The sequence below is a fragment of the Zobellia alginiliquefaciens genome (assembly GCF_029323795.1).
GTDB classification, from domain to species: Bacteria; Bacteroidota; Bacteroidia; order Flavobacteriales; family Flavobacteriaceae; genus Zobellia; species Zobellia alginiliquefaciens.
On sequence record NZ_CP119758.1, the window covers coordinates 3,711,405 to 3,735,023 of the forward strand.

16 protein-coding genes are annotated in these 23,619 nt (G+C 38.3%); 11 read left to right on the top strand and 5 right to left on the bottom strand.

From position 1 onward, the window contains the following. The first annotated feature begins 41 nt into the window (after window positions 1–41). The 4 genes from P0077_RS15455 to P0077_RS15470 all read left to right on the top strand — a co-directional run bounded on the left by P0077_RS15455 (window position 42) and on the right by P0077_RS15470 (window position 4,600). Window positions 42–1,094 (top strand): family 16 glycosylhydrolase, encoded by a 1,053-nt coding sequence (locus tag P0077_RS15455; protein WP_276166110.1) that lies wholly within the window; start codon window positions 42–44, stop codon window positions 1,092–1,094. Window positions 1,095–1,358: 264 nt separating this feature from the next. Continuing rightward, complete coding sequence (locus P0077_RS15460) at window positions 1,359–2,258, top strand: J domain-containing protein (RefSeq protein WP_276166111.1); 900 nt, start codon at window positions 1,359–1,361, stop codon at window positions 2,256–2,258. Window positions 2,259–2,262: 4 nt separating this feature from the next. Further along, window positions 2,263–2,553, top strand: coding sequence for a chaperone modulator CbpM (locus P0077_RS15465; RefSeq protein ID WP_276166112.1), 291 nt, complete (start codon window positions 2,263–2,265; stop codon window positions 2,551–2,553). A 166-nt stretch (window positions 2,554–2,719) separates the two neighbouring features. Further along, on the top strand, window positions 2,720–4,600 hold the full coding sequence (locus P0077_RS15470) for a sulfatase family protein (RefSeq protein WP_276166113.1): 1,881 nt from the start codon (window positions 2,720–2,722) through the stop codon (window positions 4,598–4,600). Window positions 4,601–4,681: 81 nt separating this feature from the next. Here the strand turns inward: P0077_RS15470 and P0077_RS15475 are convergent, their stop codons facing one another. From P0077_RS15475 to P0077_RS15495, 5 genes are all read right to left on the bottom strand, one after another. After that, window positions 4,682–6,388 (bottom strand): RagB/SusD family nutrient uptake outer membrane protein, encoded by a 1,707-nt coding sequence (locus P0077_RS15475; protein WP_276166114.1) that lies wholly within the window; start codon window positions 6,386–6,388, stop codon window positions 4,682–4,684. Between the two features lie 70 nt (window positions 6,389–6,458). Beyond that, complete coding sequence (locus P0077_RS15480) at window positions 6,459–9,662, bottom strand: SusC/RagA family TonB-linked outer membrane protein (RefSeq protein WP_276166115.1); 3,204 nt, start codon at window positions 9,660–9,662, stop codon at window positions 6,459–6,461. 551 nt (window positions 9,663–10,213) lie between these two features. Then, complete coding sequence (locus P0077_RS15485) at window positions 10,214–10,612, bottom strand: response regulator (RefSeq protein WP_276166116.1); 399 nt, start codon at window positions 10,610–10,612, stop codon at window positions 10,214–10,216. Between the two features lie 4 nt (window positions 10,613–10,616). Beyond that, window positions 10,617–13,271: a PAS domain S-box protein gene (locus P0077_RS15490; protein ID WP_276166117.1), complete on the bottom strand. Its 2,655-nt coding sequence runs from the start codon at window positions 13,269–13,271 to the stop codon at window positions 10,617–10,619. A 198-nt stretch (window positions 13,272–13,469) separates the two neighbouring features. Further along, on the bottom strand, window positions 13,470–14,333 hold the full coding sequence (locus P0077_RS15495; protein ID WP_276166118.1) for an AraC family transcriptional regulator: 864 nt from the start codon (window positions 14,331–14,333) through the stop codon (window positions 13,470–13,472). A 161-nt stretch (window positions 14,334–14,494) separates the two neighbouring features. On the opposite strand from P0077_RS15495, the gene P0077_RS15500 reads away from it, so the two are divergent. The 7 genes from P0077_RS15500 to P0077_RS15530 all read left to right on the top strand — a co-directional run bounded on the left by P0077_RS15500 (window position 14,495) and on the right by P0077_RS15530 (window position 23,600). Further along, a complete protein-coding gene (locus tag P0077_RS15500; protein WP_276166119.1) occupies window positions 14,495–17,995 on the top strand; it encodes a PVC-type heme-binding CxxCH protein in 3,501 nt (1,166 codons plus the stop codon). A 20-nt stretch (window positions 17,996–18,015) separates the two neighbouring features. Then, window positions 18,016–18,873, top strand: a complete 858-nt coding sequence (locus P0077_RS15505; protein ID WP_276166120.1) for a sugar phosphate isomerase/epimerase family protein — start codon at window positions 18,016–18,018, stop codon at window positions 18,871–18,873. A 12-nt stretch (window positions 18,874–18,885) separates the two neighbouring features. Continuing rightward, window positions 18,886–20,016 (top strand): Gfo/Idh/MocA family oxidoreductase, encoded by a 1,131-nt coding sequence (locus P0077_RS15510; protein WP_276166121.1) that lies wholly within the window; start codon window positions 18,886–18,888, stop codon window positions 20,014–20,016. Window positions 20,017–20,187: 171 nt separating this feature from the next. Beyond that, window positions 20,188–21,276, top strand: coding sequence for a sensor histidine kinase (locus P0077_RS15515; RefSeq protein WP_276166122.1), 1,089 nt, complete (start codon window positions 20,188–20,190; stop codon window positions 21,274–21,276). A gap of 2 nt (window positions 21,277–21,278) precedes the next feature. Next, a complete protein-coding gene (locus P0077_RS15520; protein ID WP_276166123.1) occupies window positions 21,279–22,601 on the top strand; it encodes a sigma-54-dependent transcriptional regulator in 1,323 nt (440 codons plus the stop codon). A gap of 191 nt (window positions 22,602–22,792) precedes the next feature. Further along, window positions 22,793–23,203, top strand: a complete 411-nt coding sequence (locus P0077_RS15525; RefSeq protein WP_276166124.1) for a GreA/GreB family elongation factor — start codon at window positions 22,793–22,795, stop codon at window positions 23,201–23,203. Window positions 23,204–23,234: 31 nt separating this feature from the next. Next, on the top strand, window positions 23,235–23,600 hold the full coding sequence (locus P0077_RS15530) for a hypothetical protein (RefSeq protein WP_276166125.1): 366 nt from the start codon (window positions 23,235–23,237) through the stop codon (window positions 23,598–23,600). Window positions 23,601–23,619 lie beyond the last annotated feature (19 nt).

Consider the following 23,619-nt stretch of genomic DNA (forward strand, 5'->3'; position numbering starts at 1 on the left):
TTTTATTCGCTTAGTAACCAATAATTCCAAAGACAATCAAATTGAAAAATAGATATGCATACCATATTGTAATGGTCTTTTGCTTCGCTTTACTATATAGTTGTGGTACAAGTTCAAATGTTGATACTGCAACAGAGGAAGCGTTAGATGGAGTTCAAACTGATGAAGATCAAGAAGCTCCTGTTGAAGAAAATAATGTAGACCTTGATTATAATGAACTTCCCGTGCCTGCAGATGCCGGTGTTGGTATGATTTGGGAATTTCAAGAAATCTCCGATAACTTTGAGTACAATGCTCCTGGAGATAACAAGGGAGATAATTTTTTTGATAAATGGGACGACTTTTACCATAACAATTGGGCGGGCCCTGGACTAACAGAGTGGAAAAGGGAGTTTTCTTATGTTGCAAATGGTCATTTACAGATGTGGGCAACAAGAAAACCCAGCTCCAATAAAATCAACATGGGGTGTATAACTTCAAAAACTCGTGTGGTCTATCCTGTTTACATTGAGGCAAGGGCAAAGGTAATGAACTCTACTTTGGCCTCGGATGTATGGCTGTTGAGCCCAGATGATACTCAGGAAATAGATATTTTAGAAGCGTATGGCGCAGATTATTCAGAAAGTGCACAAAGTGAACAGTCTTATTTTTCAAAGAAAATCCATATCAGTCATCATGTTTTTATTCGCGATCCCTTTCAAGACTATCAGCCTAGGGATGCCGGTTCTTGGTATGAAAATGGAACAGTTTGGAACAAAGATTTTCATACCTACGGTGTGTATTGGAAAAATCCATGGCATTTGGAATATTATATAGACGGCATTTTGGTACGTACGGTTTCCGGGAAGGATATCATAGACCCTAAATTTTTTACGAATGCCACGGAACCGGGTAACACAGAAATTGACACTCGGACTGGTCTCAATAAAGAAATGGATATTATTATAAATACGGAAGACCAAACCTGGAGGTCATCCCCGGCATCTGGACTTCAGTCCGAAACGCGTACACCAACTGATAAAGAATTGGAAAATATAGATAATAATACGTTTAAAGTAGATTGGATAAGAATCTATAAACCTGTAAAGGAATAGATGTCACAACTCTTGCCTAAAACTATATAAAGCTGTAATCAGAGGATTTTTTAAAATTTTGTAATTAACCATAGGTAGTTCCCTCATAATTTAAACTATGAACCTATGGTTTTTTTGTGCTTAAGGTTCTTTTACCTGACTTTTATCATTCATTTCTATTTATCTTTTTTTGAATCAAAAACATTCTTTTAAAGGGTTGACCCCGAGACGATTTTTGGTTAATTTCATAGTGTAATTAGCGTCATTCTTTAAATAGAGCTTAAGATGGATTATATAGATTATTATCAAGTTTTGGGTGTGACCAAAAACGCCAGTGAAAAGGATATTAAGAAAGCCTTCAGGAAAATGGCAAGGAAGTATCACCCGGATGTGAACCCCAATGATGCCGCTGCGGAGAAAAAGTTCAAAGAGGTCAATGAAGCTAACGAAGTCTTAGGAGACCCTGAAAAACGCAAGAAATATGACCAGTACGGAAAGGACTGGATGCATGCCGAACAGTTTGAAGAAGCAAAAGCACAACAGCAACGTTCACGAGGCAGTTCGGGACAACAATACACCCAGGACTTTGAAGGTGGGGATTTTTCGGATTTTTTTGAATCGATGTTTGGCGGTAGCGGCGGATTTTCTACTGGTGGTCGGCAGCAGGCCAGATTCAGGGGGCAAGACCTCAATGCGGAACTACGTCTCAACTTAAGGGATGCCTATACAACTCAAAAGCAAACCTTAACGGTAAATGGTAAAAATATAAGAATAACAATTCCCGCAGGAATAGAGAACGGACAGACCATAAAAATATCTGGTCATGGCGGCCCTGGCCGGAACGGCGGCCCCAAAGGCGATCTGTACATAACTTTTAGTATAGATAACAACACTTCTTTTAAAAGAGATGGGAACAACCTGTATAAAACTATAGCGCTTAATTTATATACTGCTGTTCTGGGCGGGGAAATCACAGTTGATACGTTTGATGGAAAAGCAAAACTTAAGGTAAAACCTGAAACACAAAGTGGAACAACGGTGAAATTAAAAGGAAAAGGATTCCCTATTTATAAGAAGGAAGGCCAGTTTGGAGACCTTTTTATCACCTATACCGTTCAAACCCCTAGTGATCTTTCGGATCAAGAGAAAAACCTTTTCAAACAATTAGCATCACTTAAAAACTAAGATTATGGAACAACAAGAATATGTGTCGGTAACCGAGTTTTGTAATGGTCATAGCATTTCAACCTCAATTATAAGTCAGCTGAACGAATTTGGACTTGTAAGAGTCATAGAACGTAGTGATAGTTTATATATACCCTTAGAAGAACTTCCTAAGACCGAAAAAATGCTACGGCTGCACACAGATTTAAATATTAATCTAGAAGGAGTTGAGGTCATTACAAGACTCTTGGAGCGAATAGAACGAGCAAATGAAGAAATGGTAAAGCTCAGGAATAAACTCAGTTTGTATGAGTAGTGCTTCTTTGGTAAATCATCCCCTTTTAAAACTTAACAACTGTTATACAAAAAACTTTTGTTCTACATTTTAGGCCCTTAGTAATGGGAATTTTAAAAGATATATGCCATTTTTGATGCTCGGCCTTAAATTACCAATGAATGTGGGCACTTATAATCGTATACTTATGAAATTTCGTTTTTTCCTTATCACACTTCTATTAATTTTTAATGTGGCCTGCAAGGGGCAAGAAAAAGTATCGGAACAGCCACCGAATATTGTCTGGATAGTTTCTGAAGACAATTCAAAACATTATTTAAAAATGTTCGATCCCAACGGAATTGAAACTCCAAATATAAAAGCATTGGCTGAACATGGTGTACAATTCAACCGAGCATTTTCTAACGCACCTGTGTGTAGTGTAGCTCGGTCTACAATTATTTCAGGATGCTATGCCCCACGAACAGGAACCCAATTTCATAGACACTCAAAATTGGTTAATTTACCGGATTCGCTTCGTATGTTCCCTGCTTACTTGCGTGATGCCGGATATTATACCGTGAATAACAGTAAAGAGGATTACAACTTCGTTAAAGGAGATGATGTTTGGAATGAATCTTCTGGAAAAGGGAATTGGAAAAACCGTAAGCCCGGTCAGCCATTTTTCTACGTTCACAATATAGGAACAACACATGAATCCCGACTTCACTTTCCTGAAAGTGATATGAAAGATGCCCCTACTAAGGCAAGAGTGAATGACTACCACGTACAACCCAATCACCCAGATACAGACCTTTTTCGCTATACAAATGCGCGATATAGAGATAGAATTTCTGAAATGGATAATGAACTGGGTGAAGTTGTAAAAGCTCTAGAAGCCGATGGGCAATTGGAAAACACATTTATATTCTATTATGGTGATCATGGCGGGGTACTGCCCGGAAGCAAAGGATATTTGTATGAAACCGGTCTTCATGTACCTATGGTGGTGCGCATTCCTGAAAAATATAAAGATATGGTTGACTTAGAGGTTGGTAGCCAAACCGATCGTTTTGTAAGCTTTATAGACTTGGCCCCAACCGTATTGAATTTGGCTGGAGTAGAAATACCGGTGCAAATAGACGGGGTGCCATTTTTGGGTAAAAATATAGATGAGAAAAAACTTGCCAAAGAAAATGTTGCCTATGGATATGCCGACAGGTTTGATGAAAAGTATGACATGGTCCGATCGGTACGTAAAGGAAAATACAAATATATTAGAAGTTTCAATACGTTCAATTTTGATGGTCTAATGAACGAATACCGTTATAAGCAGGCTGCCTATAGGGAATGGCAACAAATGTACGAAGAAGGAAAATTAACGGATGTGCAATCTACTTTTTTTAAATCTCGTGCTCCAGAAATGCTTTTTGATGTTGAAAACGATCCTTATGAGACTACAAACTTGGCGCACAATTCTACTTTTGAGCCAACTTTAAAAGAAATGCGCGGTCTGTTAAATGATTGGATTTCAGACATGCCCGACCTTTCTTTCTATCCAGAGTTTTATTTGGTAAGAAATGCGTTGGGTAACCCTGTTGAATTTGGTAGGGAGCATAAAAAGGATATTAAGAATTATTTAAAAACAGCAAATTTAATTTTGAACGATGCTGCCACCATACGGACGGAGTTGGAAAAAGCACTGCAATCTTCAGATCCATGGCAACGGTATTGGGCGCTGATTGTCTGTAGCAGTTTTGGTGATGAATTGAAGGGCCTTAACCCTATAATCAAGAAAATCGTTACGAATGATGAGGAGCGAATAAATAGAGTGAGAGCAGCTGAATTTTTAGGTATAACAAAATCAGGAAATCCTGTGCCTACCATGTTAGATGCGCTTTATTCTGCGGAATCTGAAACAGAAGCTTTACTTATTTTGAATTCCATCGTGCTGCTAAATTCTTCAACTTACGGTTATGATTTTAATGTTGACGAAAAGAAAATAAATACAGATTTTCTAGGGGAAAAGTCTGAACTACTAAGCCGACTTGAGTTTTTGAAAAACAGGCACAATAAAAAAATCAAATAAAAAAACCGGAGCGGTTTAATCGCGCTCCGGTTACAAACTAACTCAACAAACAACTTTTATAAGAAGTACCTACAGGTGTTTTTAATATCCATCATTCTGAACCATTGAAGGTGCCTTTTCAACTTCAGATTGTGGTATGGGTAGGTAATATTGTCTCTCAAACCATGGTCTTTCTACTACGGTATATTCTTCATTGGTTAAACTACCATCCGCGGTTTTTGTCCATTTTAAACCTTTAACATCAAAACCAAGGTGCTCTTCGTTCATCCATCGTCTTTCATCAAAGAAATTATGACCTTCAAAAGCTAGTTCTATTCGTCTTTCCCGCTTAATGGCTTCAAGTAGTTCTGGGCCAGAGGCGGTAATTGCCGGTTGAAGTCCCCTTGTGGAAACCTTGCTTACGAACTCACGGGCAATTCCTTCTAGACCTAAGTGGTATTGGGCTTCTGCATAGTTCAAATAGATTTCGGCCAAGCGATATAATATGTATGGGCGATTAGGGGATACATCCGTAAGGCCAACGCTTTCGTCTTGAAACTTTCTGATGTTATATCCTGTTTTTGATGAATGTCCGGTGTTTCCAAGACCTTCTGGAGAATCCAATCCGTGTGGGGTAGCCTCGGTGGGGTTATTCGCTAAAGCATAATCAACAGGTCTCCCTCTAAAGGATGCGCCTTGATAGAACAAATCCGCATAATAACGTAGTTCTCTATTGTCATTTGGGTTTTCAGGATCATAACCAGCATCGGACGTACTAGTGCCGTCTGCCATATTAAACTGTAACGCAAAATTATGGGTAGGAGAGGATAGCGCCCATCCTCCATAGCCACTTGGAGCTTGGGTTTGATTCCATAGCGAGTTGGCATCCGTACCAAAATCATAATACAGACTACTATAAGCGCGAGCAAACAGTATATCTTGATTGGGCGATAAGAATAGATCTTGATACTCTTTGGCATTGGTAACGGCTATTAGGTCACGGGCACCTACCAGGTCTATGATTTCTTTGGCGGCATCCGATGCATCTTGCCATTTACTAGTTTTGGTATAGTCATACAGTGGACCGCTAGGCTCAGTGGCTGGGTCGTGCAATGTACTTGCGGCGTAAAGTAAAGTCCGTGATTTTACAGCTAATGCAGAGAGTTTTGTAGCACGGCCAAATTCATTGTCTGGACGGGTTTCCGGAAGAATAGCAGCAGCTTCATCAAGCTCCTTTACAATAAAATCTACACACTCCTCGTAGCTGTTTCTCACCAAAGCAAAATCGGCATCAAGCCCTAAAGCGTTTTCTAGGATAGGAACGCCACCATAAAATTTAATAAGCTTACTGTAAATATTAGCGCGAAGGAATTTCATTTCAGCTTTAAGAATAGCCACCTTGTCCGGGTCAGTTTTCATTGCCTCGCTGTCATCTATTTTATCTAAGAATTCATTAGCAAGCCTAACATAATCCCAATAAGTACTCCATTTTTGAGCAAGAACCCCCACATTGCTAGGCGACCAACCTGCTCTTAATCTAAGTTGATCTAAATCATTGAAGTTGAATTTGGCCTCAAAAGAACCCACTTCAATATTAAATCTACGTGACCACCATTGGGCCTTGTTCAATCCCCAACTTTCGGTACTGTTATAAACTGGGTAAACCAATCTTTCTACCTGAGCAGGCTCACTGTAGATAATGTCCTCCGTAAAGGCATCCGAAGCTTCGGTGTCCAATACATCTTCACAACCAAGTGTTGCAAATAGGGCAATTAATGCCCAGACTTGTTTTATATTAATATGTTTCATTTCAATTTAGTTTTTTGTTAACGTTCGTTAGCGCTATAAGATTAATGAGCTTGATTATTTTCATTACAAATTAGAAGCTTAGATTAAGGCCCAAGGTGTAGGTCTGTAGTGATGGATACGTACTTTCTCTAAAATCATAGTATCCATTAGCTTCTGGGTCTAAGCCTAAATCGGCCACATCAGAAAATAGGGTCAACATATTATAGCCTCTTACAAAAAGCTTTAAATCACCAAGTTTAATATCTTCTTTATGGAAGGTATAGCCCAGTTCCAGTTGTTTTAATCTAACAAAAGATGCATCGTGCAACCAGAAGTCCGCACCTTCAAAATCTGCTGAGCTTCCACTTTGGTTACCACTAAATTTGTCGCCCGTAGCGTATGCTCTAGGGTATCTTGCGTTTCTGTTTTCCGGTGTCCACCTTTGATCAAAAAGGAAATCGGGTCTAGCGCCGGGACGTTCAAAGAAAATCAGCATTTCAGCTTCGGCCTGTCCTTGAAACAAGAAACTAAAGTCAAAATCTTTATAATTGAAACCTCCAAAGAAACCAAATTGAATTTCAGGAACATTGGAAGAGTAGGCCCGTACACGGTCATTGGCATTTATTATACCATTTCCATCCGTATCTAAATAGATAGGTTCACCTTCTACGGTACCATCTAATTTTACTTCCGTAGCATCAACTTGAGCTTGGTCTCTAAAAATACCGGCTGTTGGATAGGTAATGTAAGAATCCAATGAATGACCTTCTCTTTTTCTCCATTCTGGAACGTCTGCCGCTTCCGCCAAGAATACCACTTCATTCTTTGCTTGGGTAAAATTTGCTCCAAGATTATAACTTAAGTTTTCTCCTATTTTGTCTCTCCAGCTTAGTTCTACCTCCCAACCAAAGTTGTCTACTTTTCCAATATTTTCTGCAGGAAGGGTAATACCTGCTGCATCAGGAATGGCTGCGGCACGGGTAACCAAAATATCCTCTCTGTTTTGGTAGAAGTAATTGATGTCACCAGAAAGTTTGTTGTCAAATAGAGTAAAGTTCAATCCAATATTTTTCATATATGCCGTTTCCCAGGTTATGTCTTCATTGGGAACATTGGCACTGGTATAGCCGTTGTAACTTACGCCGGGAGTACCAAAAATGGCGTAATTAGGCTGAGCATTGTTTGTTGGTCCACCATAGTTATAACGAGTTAAATATTGAAAAGGCGCAATACGGTCATTACCCATTTTTGCCCATGAAGCTCTTATTTTTAAAGCATTTAACCATTCTACATTTTCAAGAAATGACTCTTTGTTGATGGCCCATGAAGCGGCTACACCAGGAAATGTACCAAATCGTTTTCCAGGTCCAAAGTTGCTGGAACCATCGTGACGTATGGTAAGGTCCAAGAAGTATTTTTTCTTAAAATCATATGAAAACGAACCAAAATAATTAACACGCGCCCATTCCTGAGATTCTCCGTAAGATTGTTGGCCTTCATCGCTTCCCGCAAAAAGCTCACTGTGTTCCGAAGTTGGGAAACCTCTTCTTTCGGCCCAAAAAGAACGCTGATCGGAAGTAGCTTGTTCAACACCTACAAAACTGCTAATGGAATGATTGTCTCCCAAACTTTTGGAGTAGTGAAGTGTAGAATTTAAAAGTAGCTCATCAAACTTCCAAAAACTCTCACGAAGCGTTCTCTGGCTTCCTTGCCCTTGGGCAAAACCTTGCGAAGGAGTATAGTCGTCCGTACTTTCTTGATAGGTATAAACGGTCCACGGAGTGTACCACGCTTTTATATCATTGTTCATCCGTCTTACACCCGCAAACCCTTTTAAACGAAGTCCTGAGATAAAATTGTCCAAGTTCCAGTCATAGGAGAACCTTCCGCGAAGCTCATTATCTGTTTGCTTTGAATAACCGGACTGTTGTGTAGCCATTACGTAAGGGTTGGCTCCATTTTCTCCACCCCACCCAGGTAAACCGTTAGGGTAGATGCCAACTTCCGTTGGTTCGTTGGTATTGATGCGACTATAAATTTCACTTACACTTACACCCGGTTGATTTCTATCTCCGAATCTACCCGAAAGGTCTACCCCGATTTTAAAGTTATCAGTTAGGTTAATGTCAATATTAGATCGTACCTGCTTTTGTTTAAAGTTCAGATCACCGGATTTATACATCCCGGTTTGACTTATAAAATCGCCGCTCACAAAATACTTTACATTGTCACTACCTCCAGAAATGGAAATGGAATTACGGGATTCCGGTGAAGATTTGGCAAAAGTAAGATCGGCCCAATCTGTATTTGGGAAGTTAATAGGGTCTGTTCCAGATGCATAATTGTCAATCTGTTGTTGTGTATAGGGCAGCGGTGTTCCGTTTCGTTCTGCGATTTCATTATTGTAAATGGCGTACTGTTCTGAAGACATTAAGTTTGGCGCAACCGAAAATTTGGAGACGTTATAGGAAGAACTTAAATTAATGCTTGGTTTTCCGGATTTACCTCTTTTTGTAGTAATCAAAATAACACCGTTAGCCGCTCTAGCTCCGTAAATAGCAGCGGCACCATCCTTTAGTACGGTTAGGGACTCGATATCTTGTGGAGCCAGATGGGAAAATGTACTGGCTGTGATTCCATCAATCAATATTAAAGGCGAATTGTTTCCCAAGGTAGACTTACCTCTAATAAGAAGGGTTAAATCATCATCATTAGTTGAACCTGGTAAGCCACCTCTATCCGCTATGATCAATCCCGGTACGGTTCCAGAAAGGGATTTGGCTAAATCTTTGTTACCTGCCTTGGCAATCTGTTCTGAACTTACGGTACTTACAGACCCGGTAAGCTCACCTTTTTTACGTGTCGTATACCCCAAAACTACCACTTCATCAAGTTTAGCGGCGTCTTCTTCTAAAGTTACGTTGATCTCGGTTTGGTTACCTACTTGGATTTCCTTTGAAGAATACCCAATATAGGAATATACAAGAGTAGTTTGGTCATCTGGTACTTCAATACTATAGTTACCGTCAAAATCTGTGGAAGTACCATTAGTGCTACCTTTTACAAGGATAGTAACACCGGCAAGTGGTCCCATTGCATCAGATACCGTACCTGTTACCGTACGTTGCACGGAGTTAGCTGTGAGGTCATTTTCTAAAGACGATTCGGTAGAAGTTGATTTTGCATGCCCTTTCATGGGAATCGCTATTGCTAAGATTAGCACGAATTTTAAAACGTGTAACCTTTTGATAGAGTTGCCTAGGCAATCCCCATCAATGAACCATTTAATTTTCATAAATTTGAATTAGTTAGAGTTAAACATGCCCCAGAGTCAATGGGGTATTACTTTACTTCATGCATTGCATGAATTTCTAAAGGGGAGTGTTAGCGCACTCTCCTTTTATGGTCGGTTATATTTTAGCTTTTAAAGTATTAATTGTGTGAGTCATATTTGGTTATGGCGTATGCGATATTGATAATATTCAATTTGTTTCTACAAAAGAACCATAAAAAGAAGGGGGGGTATTTGCGAAATTTAACTAGCGATTGCACTATTTTACCATTTTTAAGGTTTTGTTGTGAAATTTGTGCAATAATTGAGTGTGTGCTAATTAAAAGTCTCGTTTAATGAGAAATTCAAATCAATTCGCAGAAAAGAGGGGAGTGGCTCATAATGTAAATTTGAATAAACATTCGTTGAGCTAAACTACTTACCATAGAATGACAATGAGGGAATAATAGTTATTCTTTGGAGTATTACTTATAAAGATTGGGGTATAGGGAATAGCCTATAACTGCTTTTAGGATGCAATAGTGTGGAAATCTTTAAACGTAAAAGCTAGAAACTTAAAGGTTTAAAAAAACAGATTTTATTTGTTCTGTGTTTATGGGCTTAACAAAGTAATCTGCAATAAAATGTACCCGTTGAGCTCTTTCAATATCTATAGGGTCCAAAGAAGAGGAAATCATGTAAATACGTATTTTCTTATTTAATTGCTTTTCAATTTTAGAGTATTCCTTTAGAAATTGAAAACCATCCATGATGGGCATATCAACATCCAAAAGGATGACATCAGGTAATTCAGAATCAATATTTAGATTTTCCAATAAATACGCCAAAGCCATTTCACCATCACCAAAAGTTACTGTTTCTACAGGTAACTTCATGGTTTCCATTTTTTTAACTACAGTGTAACGATAGATATAATCATCATCTATAATACAGATTTTTGGTGTTTCTTTCATTGGGTCAATTAAAATTTATTGTAAAGGTTGTGCCTTCATTTACTTTACTTGTGGCGTAAATGGTACCGCCCAAAGCTTCTATTTGAGACTTGGTTAAGAACAAACCTACTCCTTTGGCGTCTGGATGTCTGTGGAAAACTTTATTTAGACCAAACAGTTTATGACCGTGTTGTTCTAAATCTATGCCCAACCCATTATCTCTAAAATCTAACATTATTTTACCATCTTCAATTATGGTTTCAATTTCAATTTCTGGTTTCCGATCTTTAGATCTGTACTTTATAGCATTGCTTAGTAGATTTAAAAAAATACTATCCATATATATTTTATGATACTCAATCCCGGGGCATTTAGAAAAATCTGCTTTAATGATAGCGCCTGTTTTCAGGATTTCCCCAGCCAATACCTCCTTGGTTTTATTCAGTACTTTTTCAAATTCAACTTCTTGAATATCTTCATCGGAATACAGACTCTTTGTTTTTAACGCTTCTACCAAGGTATTTAGTGTTAAAGTAAGATGATTTATTACTGTTTCAAATTTTTCGAACAAACTTGCTCGTAGCGTTTCATCATCTGTTGTTCTGTAAATATCAAGGAGAGAGTTAAGATTGCTAACTGGTGAACGTAAGTTATGGGAAGTGATATGAGTAAAATCTGCAAGCTGTTTGTTCTGCTCCGTTAATTTTTTTGCGAATCCTTCTAGGTTTTCTTTAGCTTTAATAAGTTTCCTCTCTGCAGCTTTTTGCTTGGTAATATCGCGTATGGCCAGAGAGACTAAAATTCCTTCTTCCCATTGCAATGGAGCCATGTTTATCTGAATGGGTATTTTTTTACCCATTTTTTGTATAGCAAATAGCTCTTCTATGATACCAACTTGTCTTGTGTTATTATTGATAGAAAATTTGGCAGCTTTAACCGAAGCGGTAATACACGGAATTAGAGGTTCTACGGAAGCGTGTACTAATTCATTGGCGGAATATTGAAACAAACTTTCCGTTTGTTTATTTACCAATTGAATAGAACCTCGCTCATCTATTATTATCATGGCATCCGGAGCGGATTCTAACAGGCCTTTAAATTTCTTTTCGGCCATTCTAAGTTCGGTTACATCTTGCGTTGTACCAATTATCTCCACAATTTCGTCCTTATCATTGGTGATAACTTTACCCATTACGTGAATGGTCTTTAATTTTCCGGAAGGGGTAATAATTCTATGTGAAAAACTCTTAAATAATTTTGTTTGTAAGGTCTCTTGTATATGATCGGAAATTATTTGTCGATCATCAGGATGTATGAGGCTTTCAAATTTTTCTTGATTAAAATTTGAGCTATCTTTTTCACTTTCAAAAATCCTATGTAAACTTTTTGACCAATACCCTTTGTTTGTAATAAAATTGCGTCGCCAATGGCCCATTAAGGTCATTTGTTCGGCAAAATTGAGAAGTTGATTTTTGGCAAGAAGTTCGTTTTGATAGTTTTTTATTTCTGAAATATCGGTTGCCAAGGCTATAAAGCCAATATTTTTACCTTGATTATCCTTAACAGAGGAGACAGTAGCTTGGGCGGGTAGGGAGGTACCATCTTTATTAATGTAAGTCCATTGTCTAGTGTCGTTTACATTTTCATTCCTTAAATCTTTATAATGATTAAATCCTACAGGATTTTTACCGTATTTAGCGGCTAGGTCGGCTTTAAATTTTTTGACTTCTTTTTCCGGATGAAAGCCTGAGGGTTTCATTTTTCCAATTACTTCTTCGGCAGCATAACCTAAGAATTTTTCAGCACCTTTATTAAAGTGTTTTATCATACCATTAGCGTCCGTAGAAAAAATAGAAAGTGCTTCAGAATTGAATATGGCGTTTAACTCGGCCTGTGCTTTGTTAAGTTCTAATTTGTTTTGCTTTATTTCTGTTATATCTTGAACGATACCAAAAATTCGGCTAGGGATGCCGTCAACCTCTTCTGTTTTTCCAATCAGTCTAATCCATTTATGATTATCTTTTGCGGTAACGAGCTCAAGTTCAATATCAAATGATTCTCCTTTTTCGGTAACTGTAGGTATAAGTTTATTGATTTTTTCCTGACTCTCTTTGGTATAAAAGTGAATTGTATTTTCAAAAGAGGGCTGAAAGTCTTCCGGTAGGTCATGTATTTTGCGTACCATTTTGCTCCAATATACTTTATCTAAAGCTATGTTTGATTCCCAAGTACCAATTTTAGCAACCTCTTTTGTTTTTAAGAAAATGTCCTTTGTTCTCGCCTTTTTTAACTCATTTTCTTTGTGGGGTGTAATATCAATAGTATGAATAAAAAGCCCTCCTACCTTGTTTTTAGCTATATACCAAGGGCTAATGTCCCAGTACAACCATTGCACGGTACCATCTTTACGTTTAAAAGGAGCCTCGTCTTGTATACTTATGGCTTGGTCAAGACATTGCTGGTGAAGTTCTTTTACATCGTCGCTTATTTCAAAAAATAAGTCATAGTAGCTTTTGCCGCTAATATTTATGCCTTGTAATTTATATTCTTCAACCCAACGATTAGAAGCAGCTATAAAACACATATTCTTATCGAGCATGGCAATGGCAGTAGGTGCCTGTTCAATAAATATTTCGTGGTATGGTATTTTTGACTTCGATTTTTTAGAGGTTCTTTCCAAAATCCATGTAATTTATAGGAATACACCTTCAATATAGTCATAATTTACCTATAAGTTTAGGTGATTCTGTAATTTTTGAAAAGACAAATATTTGATATTTGTGTGGATTACTTGATTAGGAAGTACAATTGTAGTAGTCATTGTAGTTTCATGATTTTTGCAAAGAGGTAACAGGGGTTACGGTATAGAATTGATATATTAATTCATCCTATACCTCTGTTTATAGGCACTTGGGGTAATGCTCGTAGCTATTTTAAATTGTCTATTAAAGTTTGATAATGTTCTAAACCCACTCTGGTAACAGGCTTGCGAAGGATTCATCTTTTTATCTATAAGTAATTTGCAGGCATGCCCTATTCTTATTTCACTTACAAATTCAGAAAATGTTTTATTGGCATGTGTTTTAAAATACCTACTGAACGAGGTAGGTGTCATATTGGTCAATTGCGCCATTTCGGTTATGGGTAGTTTTCGTTTAAAATGCTTCATTACATGAGCGTATACCCGGTTCATACGTTCCGTATCTCCTTCTCGCAAAGTATTTGTATAGCCAGAACTTGCAAGTAGGTTAAGGTCTTCGGTCTTAGCTAGAATATTTAGAATTTGTAATAGGCCCAATACAGAATCGAATCCTTCTAAAGTGGGTAGATCGGCTATTTTTTTTCGAAGTGATTTTGCTGTTGCTCCCACTACTTTAAATCCGCGTAAGCTTTTTTTAAATAGTTGCCTTAATCTAATGTATTCTTCTTTGTGTAACAATGGCGCACTTATAAAATCATGATCAAAGTAAACTACAATGCCCTCCGCTTTTATTTTTTGGTCAGGATGATCCATGTCACTTTTCCATAAATGGGGCAGATTTGGTCCGGTGAAGGTGATATCTCCTTCTTGAAATTGTTCTACATGGTCACCAATAAACCGAGTCCCTTTTCCTTTTAATACCATAAATAATTGGTATTCAGGGTGAAAATGCCAATTAGGGTCAAAAATGGGTTGTTTTAACTTTTGCACCACAAATGCGTGAGTCTTGGGGATAGGCGATTTTCTGAGGGCGGTTTTCATAAATGATTTTTTCAATATGTTTTGACAGAACGACACTAATTTATCTTTAAAAATACATATAATAATATATGATGATATAAAAGAGTCAAAATATGATATTAGAAAGTCTATACCGTCTTTGAAATAGTTATAAAATTGGGGTGTATCAAGAATACATGATTATGGGAAATATAAAGAAGGTGTTTTTTAGCTTTTTGGTAATGGGTGTCTTATTCCTGTCCTGTAAAGGGGAAACAAAAGAAAACAAGGCTTTGGACAATCGTCCGCGGAGAATGGAACTATTGTTTTTGGGCCACAATTTAGAGCACCATAATTCTAGGGCCTATATGCCAATTTTGGCTTCAGCTTTAGCCAAGGAAGGAATAAATCTTACTTATTCAGAGAGCCTGTCGGATATAAATTCTGAAAACCTAGACCTATATGATGGGCTAATCATATATGCTAATCACGAAGAGATTAATAGCGAACAGGAAAAAGCATTGCTCAATTTTGTAGAACAGGGCAATGGGTTTATTCCTATTCATTCGGCCAGTTTTTGCTTTAAGAATTCAGAGAAATATATTGATTTGGTCGGAGCTCAATTCGCAACGCATGAAACTGGAACTTTCACGGCAGAAATAATCGATAGTACACATGCCGCTATGCGAAATGTTAAGGAATTCAAGACTTGGGACGAGACCTATGTACATGATAAGTTAGCAGATGATATTACGGTACTAATGGAGCGTGTTGAAGGTAACTATCGTGAACCCTATACCTGGGTAAAAAAATACGGAAAAGGAAAAGTTTTTTACACCGCCCTAGGGCATGATGAGCGGACGTGGGAGAATCTGGAGTTTCTTAACTTGATCAAAGAGGGGGTTCTCTGGTCGGTGAACGATAATGTAAAACAAAATTGGGAAGTTTTTGCTAAAGATATGCCCCAATTGAAATATGAAGAAAGGCTGAATATACCCAATTATGAAAAACGGAATCCTCCTTTAAAATATCAGTTGCCGTTAGCACCTGATGAGTCGGCAAAACTAATTCAAGTACCAGCCGGTTTTGAGTTGCAGTTATTTGCAGCTGAACCGGATATAATAAACCCTATTGCCGCAAATTGGGATGAAAAAGGTAGACTGTGGGTTATAGAAACCGTAGATTATCCAAATACGGTTCGTGATGACAAAGGGGTAGGTGACGATAAGATTAAAATATTAGAAGATACTAATGGTGATGGTCGTGCGGATAAGGTAACCGTTTTTGCTGATAAACTTAATATACCCACAAGTTTCGTATTCCATGATGGCGGAATTATAGTTGCCCAAGCGCCCCAATTCTTATTTTTGAAGGATACGGATGGTAATGATAAAGCTGATATTAAAGAGACCCTTATAGATGGGTGGGGAGTTTTTGATACTCATGCAGGACCTTCTAACCTTCAGAACGGAATTGATAATACTATTTATGGGGTAGTTGGTTATTCCGGGTTTTCGGGACGTATTTTTGGTAAAGATGAGCAGTTTTCTCAAGGAATGTATCATTTTGATCCCAAAAAGAAAACCTTCGATTTCTTAACGAGAACCAGTAATAATACATGGGGATTGGGCATAACCGAAGACAATTCACTTTTTGCCTCTACAGCAAATAATACACACAGTGTTTATTTAGGTATTCCGGACAAAAATTTAAAGGGCGTAGAGGGTATACCTATAAATGGAAGTTTAAAAATAGACGGGCATTATGATATGCAACCGATAACAGGAAATATTAGGCAAGTAGATGTTTTTGGTGGATTCACTGCTGCTGCAGGTCACCACTTTTACACCGCTAGAGAGTTTCCTAGTGCTTATTTTAATAAAGTTGCTTTTGTTTGTGAACCCACTGGAGGTATTGTTCATATGGCAAAAATTAATGAAACAGGAGCAGGGTATAAAGAAACGGATGGAGGTAATCTTTTTGCTAGTTCTGATGAGTGGGTATCACCAGTTGAAGCTAAAGTAGGTCCGGACGGTGCCGTATGGGTGTTGGATTGGTATAATTTTATCATTCAACATAATCCTACGCCAAACGTAGACCGAGGTGGCTATAATGCAGTTAACGGAAAGGGAAATGCGTATGAAAATCCTCTTAGGGATAAATCTAGAGGACGTATTTATAGAGTTGTTTCCAAGGCCAGCAAATCAAATGAAAGGATAGTTTTACATAAAGAAAAACCTGAGGAATTGATAAATACACTTTCTCATAGTAATTTGTTCTGGCGTATGACCGCCCAACGCTTGTTGGTAGAAAGTGGCGATGCAACGGTATTGAAAAAGTTAGCCAAATTAATTTCTAATACCCAAGTTGATGAACTGGGTATGAATCCGTCCGTGCTACACACTTTATGGACTTTAGAAGGGTTGGGAGCTATTGAATCAGACCCTGAAATATATGAGGTGGTAACCAATTCATTGTATCACCCTTCTGCAGCGGTGCGCAAAGCAGCTATACAAATATTACCGAAAACGGATAAAACCGATGAGGCCATATTAAACGGAAAACTGTTATTCGATAAAGACCCAAAAGTTCGTTTGGCTGCCTTGCTTTATTTTACGGAGCGCCCCCCTTCATTACAGGTGGGGAACCTACTGTACGAAATGAGTACTGAAAAGGAAATTGTGGAAGACCCATGGCTGTCCCAGGCTGTGTATGCTGCAGCTAGTTCGCATAGAAAGGGGTTTATGCAGCATATTAAAGTTGATACTAGTATTACAACCGAAAAAGACGAAAGTGTAGACAGACATAAAATGAACCATGAAGATAGTCATTGGAAAACAATGAAATTACCTCAATATATAGAAGATGCCGGGCTGGATATGGACGGAATCATTTGGTTTCGCAAATCGGTTGCCATTTCAGAAGAGCTTTTAAATCGTAAAGCAACCATTTCCATGGGGCCGATTGATGACTCTGATGTTGTCTATATAAACGGCGTTAAGGTTGGAGGGACCGAGCAGAGCTATGCGGATGAACGTGTATATAAAATAGCTACAGGGATTTTAAAGAAAGGAGAAAACCACATTGCCATTCGCGTAGAGGACACTGGTGGAGGTGGTGGAATATATGGTAAGGAAAATCTAATGTTTTTAGCATTAGGAAACGAGAAAATAGCATTGGCCGGAGATTGGAAATATGAAGTGGAAAAAAACCTTTTACAGAAAACAGATGACCTTTTTTCTAAATCCAGCATTGCCGAAGTTTTTGCCAAAGCCTATATGCATAAAATTGATGATGAAGAAAAAAACGATGATGTTGATGAGCGACTTGTAATTAGAATGCGTACGGTTAAGAACGAAATGAAATACGATCTCTCAGAATTTGTTGTGCCAGCGGGCGAACCTGTAGAATTAATTCTGGAGAATGTAGACTTTATGCAGCACAATTTGGTCATTGTAAAACAAGGAACGATGGATAAGGTAGGTGAGGCTTCAGATAAACTGGCAGCGGACCCTAATGGAGCTAAACAAAATTATGTTCCTGAAATGGATGAGGTTCTTTTTGCCACAGCATTGGTTGATCCACAGCAAACGGTAACCTTAAAATTTACAGCACCCATTGAGCCAGGGGAATATCCGTTTATTTGTACGTTTCCGGGGCACTGGCGCATAATGAAAGGTGTAATGAAGGTTGTAGCTAATTAATTATCTCTAACAACGGATAAATGAGTAATACTATATCTTTTGGGGTAAGTACTTGGTTATGGCAATCACCCTTTACCTCAGGTTCTATTTCCCTGTTTCCAAAGATAAAAGAAATGGGTTTTGATACGGTCGAAATACCAGTGGAAGACCCTGCAAGGATAGATGGTAAGCTAGTTAGAAAAGCTTTGGACGATAATGGCCTTTGTGCTACTGTCTGCGGTGCGTTCGGTCCAACAAAAGATTTTACTGCAGACGATGCCGCTTTGCATAGCAACAGTTTCAATTATATAGCCGATTGTTTTGAGCTGTGTGCAGTTTTAGGGACCAATTTTTTTGCAGGGCCGATGTATTCGGCGGTGGGGAAAGCACGCATGGTTTCTGAAGAACAGCGCAAAATAGAATGGAACCGTGCAGTAACCAATTTAGGTAAGGTGTGCAAAATGGCGGGGGATTATGGTCTATCCATTGCTTTGGAACCCTTAAATCGTTTTGAGTCGGATTTGGTCAATACGGCAAAAGATGTAATGCGGTTGGTCAATGATATTAATCAATCAAATGCAAAGGTTTTACTTGATGGGTTTCACATGACTATTGAGGAGCAGAATATTAGGGAAGCCATTAACTTAGTAGGAGATAAATTAATTCACGTACAGGTATCGGAAAATCATCGGGGCATTCCCGGAACGGGACTTACAGCGTGGGGCGATTTTAAGAAGGGCCTTGATGACATAAATTATAAAGGGGCACTGGTGATTGAAAGCTTTACGCCGGAAATTAAGGAACTGGCAGGTGCCGTTTGTATCTGGAAAAATTTGGCAGATAGCCAAGACCAGTTTGCTGTTAAAGGCATCGATTTTTTGAAGAAAACATTCGCATAATAAAAGAGAACTATGAGTAGAGAAAAATTAAATATAGCCATTGTCGGGCTTGGTTTTGGAGCTGAGTTCATTCCTATTTATAAAAAGCATCCGTATGCAAATTTGGTAGCGGTATGTCAGCGTAACGAAGAAAAGTTAATTCAGCTTGCAGATACTTTTGGAATTGAAAAACGCTTTACTTCGTATGAAGAACTACTGAAGGACCCGGATATAGATGCGGTTCATATCAACACACCCATACCTGATCACGGCAGGCAATCTATTCAGGCTTTAAAAGCGGGTAAACATGTGGCATGTACTGTACCTATGGCTACAACTTTAGAGGAGTGTGAGCAAATAGTTCGTTTAACGGAAGAAAGCGGTCTAACTTATATGATGATGGAAACCGTGGTATATGCCAGGGAGTTTTTATTCATGAAAGAATTATATGAAAGTGGTAAACTAGGTAAAATTCAATTTCTAAAAGCTAGTCACCAGCAAGATATGGATGGTTGGCCCAACTACTGGCCGGGGCTTCCGCCTATGCACTACGCTACTCACTGCGTTGGTCCTGTTTTAGCCTTAAATAGGGCCGAGGCAGAATATGTGTCCTGTTTTGGTTCTGGTACTATTCGTGAGGATTTGATACCCCATTACAGCTCACCTTTTGCCGTGGAAACCACTCATATCAAATTTAGAAACTCGGATTTGAGTGCTCAGGTATACCGTTCACTTTTTGATGTAGCACGTCAGTACAGGGAAAGTTTTGAAGTGTACGGTTCTAAAAAATCCGTAGAATGGCCACTTATTGAAGGTGAACCCCTAGTAGTGCACACCGCAAAAAAACCGGAACCGGAAATTCCTGAGGAGATAGAAAGTCCTGATTTCGCAAAATTGTTACCAAAAGAAATTCAGCATTTCACCACCCAAGGGGTTTATGATTCCGAAGAACATCAACACCTTAGTTTTACACAAGGAGCGGGCCATGGAGGCTCACATCCACATTTGGTGCATGAATTTGTAAATGCCCTAATAGAGAAAATAGCACCCTACCCAAATGCAAGGCAATCGGCAAATATTACTTGTGTTGGTATTTTGGCACATGAATCGGCATTAAAAGGAGGTGAGCTTATAAAACTACCGGATTTCACTCTTGAAAATTAAATAGTATATAAGTACCAATAAAATTAGAAGTTGAGGTTGATAACATTTTTAAATCTCAACTTTTTCTGTTTTATGTTCTCGGAGTTCTAGCGTGTAAACTGTAAGAATCTCAAATATTTTGTTTGAAGTCCACTTTAAATATGATCTTTGTAATAAGAACTATTTTTGTGTATGACTACTGTTAAAGACAAATTAAAAGAGCGTATAAAGGAGTTGACCTGTCTTTATGAGGTAACTTCAATAATAGCAAACTCCGACTTTGATCAGATAGAAACATCTTTGGAGGCTATAGTGTATTGCTTAAAAAATGCATGGCAATTTGATGAGGTAACGCAGGTACATCTCAGTTTGGGTGATTATACGATCCAAACCGAAGGTTTTCGTGATTCCATGACCATGATGGATTCCAACATAAAAGTCTTCAATAAGATCAGCGGAATTATAAAAGTAGGATACCCAGAGGACAGATATTTTTATGCGGATTTCCTTGAGGAGGAAAAAGACCTTTTGAATAATGTTACCATCGCTATTGGAAACTTGCTAGAAAGAAAACAAATTAGGGAAAGTGAAGCCAAAGTGAAACGGCAGATGGAACGAACGGACAGGCTTCATATTTTAGGGGAAATTACCGCCGGTATTGCGCACGAGCTCAATACACCCTTGGCTAATATTTTAGGTTTTACGGAACTACTAAAAGAAAGAATAGATGACTCAGGAGCCGTTCGTGATCTGGATAAAATTGTTGAGAACACTATATTTAGTCGTGAGATCGTAAAAAAACTGATGTTCTTTGCGTGTGAGATGCCCCAGGAAATGCAGCCGGTAGAGCTTAATAAAATGATAGAGAGTACGTTAAAATTACTGACGCCTTCTTTACGGACCAAAAATATTAAGCTTACTAAAAAGTTTGGATCAGATGATATACGGTTGCGTGCCGATAAAGTTCAGTTTACACAGGTGCTTTTCAATTTGGTTATGAATGCCATTTACTATTCTCCGGTAAAGGGCACGGTTGGAGTGTCTGTCGTTGAAAAGGGAAAGAAAATTCAAATTTGCATTTCAGATGAAGGCGAAGGAATTGATCCAAAGATAGAAGATAAAGTTTTCGAGCCCTTTTTTACCACCAAACCTTTGGGGGAAGGCTCTGGCTTGGGTTTGAGTGTTGTTCACGGTATAATTAGCAGCCACAAGGGTACAATTCAACATAGGCCAAACAAACCAAAGGGAACGGTTTTCGTTCTAGATTTTCCTAAATTGTAAGTATGCTTAAAAGAGAGAATATTTTACTGGTAGATGATGATATTAATATTTTGGAGCTTTTACAGCGTCATCTTCAATCAATGAATTACCATACGTACAAGGCTGTTTCGGTAAAAGAAGCGTTGTATATATTGAAAGATACTTTTATTGATTTGTTGATAACGGACATTCAAATGCCCGAGGTAGATGGCTTACAATTGTTAAAATTCTCGGATGAGCATTATCCTGAAATCCCAAAACTGGTTATTACCGGTTACCCATCTGTTGATGGGGCCTTAGAAGTAATTAAATCTGGCGCAATAGACTATTTAACCAAACCTTTTACAAAAGAAGAGCTTAGACTGGCGGTTGAAAAAGCTTTTGCGCATGGCGAGAGCCGCAAAAACATACGGCCTAAAAAAGCTAATGGGAATAGGGCCGTTCATAGTGAAATGATAGGGGAGTCTGCAGCTTTTCAAGAGATAACGGATGTAATAGAAAGAGTAAAGGATAATAAGGCCACCGTATTGATACAAGGTGAAAGCGGAACAGGAAAGGAACTTGTGGCGCGTGCCATACATTATTCAGGAAAGTTTTCTCGAGCACCTTTTGTAGCGGTTAATTGCGGGGCGATTCCAGAAAATTTGCTCGAATCCGAGCTGTTCGGTTATGTAAAAGGAGCATTTACGGGAGCGAACGATAACCGTTCCGGTTTCTTTCAGGCAGCGGAAGGTGGTACACTTTTCTTAGATGAGATAGGAACCGCACCGCTAACCGTGCAGACAAAGTTATTGCGTGCTTTACAGGAAAAGGAAATCACCAAAGTGGGTTCCAGAAAAAACGAAAAGATAGATATACGTATTATTGCCGCCACAAATGCAGACCTACAGAACGATATTCAAGAAAAGAGGTTTAGAGAAGACCTCTATTATAGGCTTACGGTAGTAGAAATTAATGTGCCTCCACTAAGAAATCGTAAAAGCGATATCCCGTTATTGGTAGATAAATTTTTGTTGAAATACGGTGTAGAGTACAAAGACCGATTGTTAAAGATATCTCCCGATGCTTTAGAGATATTAAAAAGATACAACTGGCCAGGTAATATTAGGGAGTTGGAGAATGTAGTACAGCGGGCCGTAATCATGTGTGACGGTGCCATTGGAGTTAAAGACCTTCCCGAGGCATTAAAATACCAAATAGATTTCCCGGAAGAAAACTATAAACCACTACGGGAAATGGAAAAAGAATATGTTCAGCGTGTACTTCTCCATACTCAGGGTAACAAGACAAAAGCGGCAGAAATTCTTCAAATAGACCGTAAAACTTTACGTGAAAAAATTAAATAACTACACGGGAGAATTTACCCAATCGGGTAAATTCTCCCCACTACATTTTCTGTCTTGTAAAATTTAATTTATTTTTTAGTTCTGATAATCAGGTTGTTGTGTGCGTCTAGGTTTTTGTTCTTCCAATAGGCATACCATTTGCTTTTGATGACGTCATCCGTAATAGGTGGCTAAATTGAAAAGTAAACGAGATGAAGTATGGTAGTCTGGTTATAGAAAAGAATGATTATACGGTACTGAAAAAGTACCTAAATTCTAATTTGTACCTAGTAGACTATATACATCAAGACGCACTTGAAACCTTAGATAAAAATTTAAAGAGCGCATTGGTTTTAAGTTCTGAAGATATGCCAAATGATATCGTTAGAATTGAGTCTACGGTAACGATGTCCAGCATATCCAATGTTGACTATACTTTTCAACTGGTTTTATTACAAGATGAAGATTCTCCGAATCAAAAAATATCGGTTACAAGTACCATGGGTGCTTCTGTAATTGGTCGCTCAGAAGATGATATTATTAATTATGGGCCTCCCGCAGATCGTATTTCTTTAAGAATAAGAAAGGTAGGCGGAGTAGAAGCGGAGGGAGTAGAAGTGTAAAAAGTAATATGTTTAATTTAAAATAGAATCGATGATGAAGAAATTTGTATTAGCCTTAATGCTTTCAGGAAGTTTTTTATATGCTCAAGATGAAACTAAGATCAACGCGAATAACGTGAAAGTAGGAGATGTCCTAGAGATAGGTGCACCCGTAACCACGAATTATAAACATATAAAATTTCCAAGAGCCAATTTTATTATAAAAAGAGGTGGTTTGGCAAATTACAAAGCTTTGCAAGGCAATAATGTAGTTGTAACCTCTGTAGAAAACAAGAAAAACGGTTCTACCGAGATAAAAATAAAGCGTAAGGATGGTAACCGGTTTTTTAGAACCCACACCGTTGTTGCTGCAGATATAAGCAATGCACTGGCTTCAGGTGAGTTGCTAATGAATTAGTTTGATAGTTGGTTATTTA

What these genes read in the sequence shown, in the direction of transcription:
- P0077_RS15460 (WP_276166111.1), top strand. Translation starts at nt 1,359, where the DNA reads ATGGATTATATAGATTATTATCAAGTTTTGGGTGTGACCAAAAACGCC.
- P0077_RS15465 (WP_276166112.1), top strand. Translation starts at nt 2,263, where the DNA reads ATGGAACAACAAGAATATGTGTCGGTAACCGAGTTTTGTAATGGTCAT.
- P0077_RS15470 (WP_276166113.1), top strand. Translation starts at nt 2,720, where the DNA reads ATGAAATTTCGTTTTTTCCTTATCACACTTCTATTAATTTTTAATGTG.
- P0077_RS15475 (WP_276166114.1), bottom strand. Translation starts at nt 6,388, where the DNA reads ATGAAACATATTAATATAAAACAAGTCTGGGCATTAATTGCCCTATTT.
- P0077_RS15480 (WP_276166115.1), bottom strand. Translation starts at nt 9,662, where the DNA reads ATGAAAATTAAATGGTTCATTGATGGGGATTGCCTAGGCAACTCTATC.
- P0077_RS15485 (WP_276166116.1), bottom strand. Translation starts at nt 10,612, where the DNA reads ATGAAAGAAACACCAAAAATCTGTATTATAGATGATGATTATATCTAT.
- P0077_RS15495 (WP_276166118.1), bottom strand. Translation starts at nt 14,333, where the DNA reads ATGAAAACCGCCCTCAGAAAATCGCCTATCCCCAAGACTCACGCATTT.
- P0077_RS15500 (WP_276166119.1), top strand. Translation starts at nt 14,495, where the DNA reads ATGGGAAATATAAAGAAGGTGTTTTTTAGCTTTTTGGTAATGGGTGTC.
- P0077_RS15505 (WP_276166120.1), top strand. Translation starts at nt 18,016, where the DNA reads ATGAGTAATACTATATCTTTTGGGGTAAGTACTTGGTTATGGCAATCA.
- P0077_RS15510 (WP_276166121.1), top strand. Translation starts at nt 18,886, where the DNA reads ATGAGTAGAGAAAAATTAAATATAGCCATTGTCGGGCTTGGTTTTGGA.
- P0077_RS15515 (WP_276166122.1), top strand. Translation starts at nt 20,188, where the DNA reads ATGACTACTGTTAAAGACAAATTAAAAGAGCGTATAAAGGAGTTGACC.
- P0077_RS15520 (WP_276166123.1), top strand. Translation starts at nt 21,279, where the DNA reads ATGCTTAAAAGAGAGAATATTTTACTGGTAGATGATGATATTAATATT.
- P0077_RS15525 (WP_276166124.1), top strand. Translation starts at nt 22,793, where the DNA reads ATGAAGTATGGTAGTCTGGTTATAGAAAAGAATGATTATACGGTACTG.
- P0077_RS15530 (WP_276166125.1), top strand. Translation starts at nt 23,235, where the DNA reads ATGATGAAGAAATTTGTATTAGCCTTAATGCTTTCAGGAAGTTTTTTA.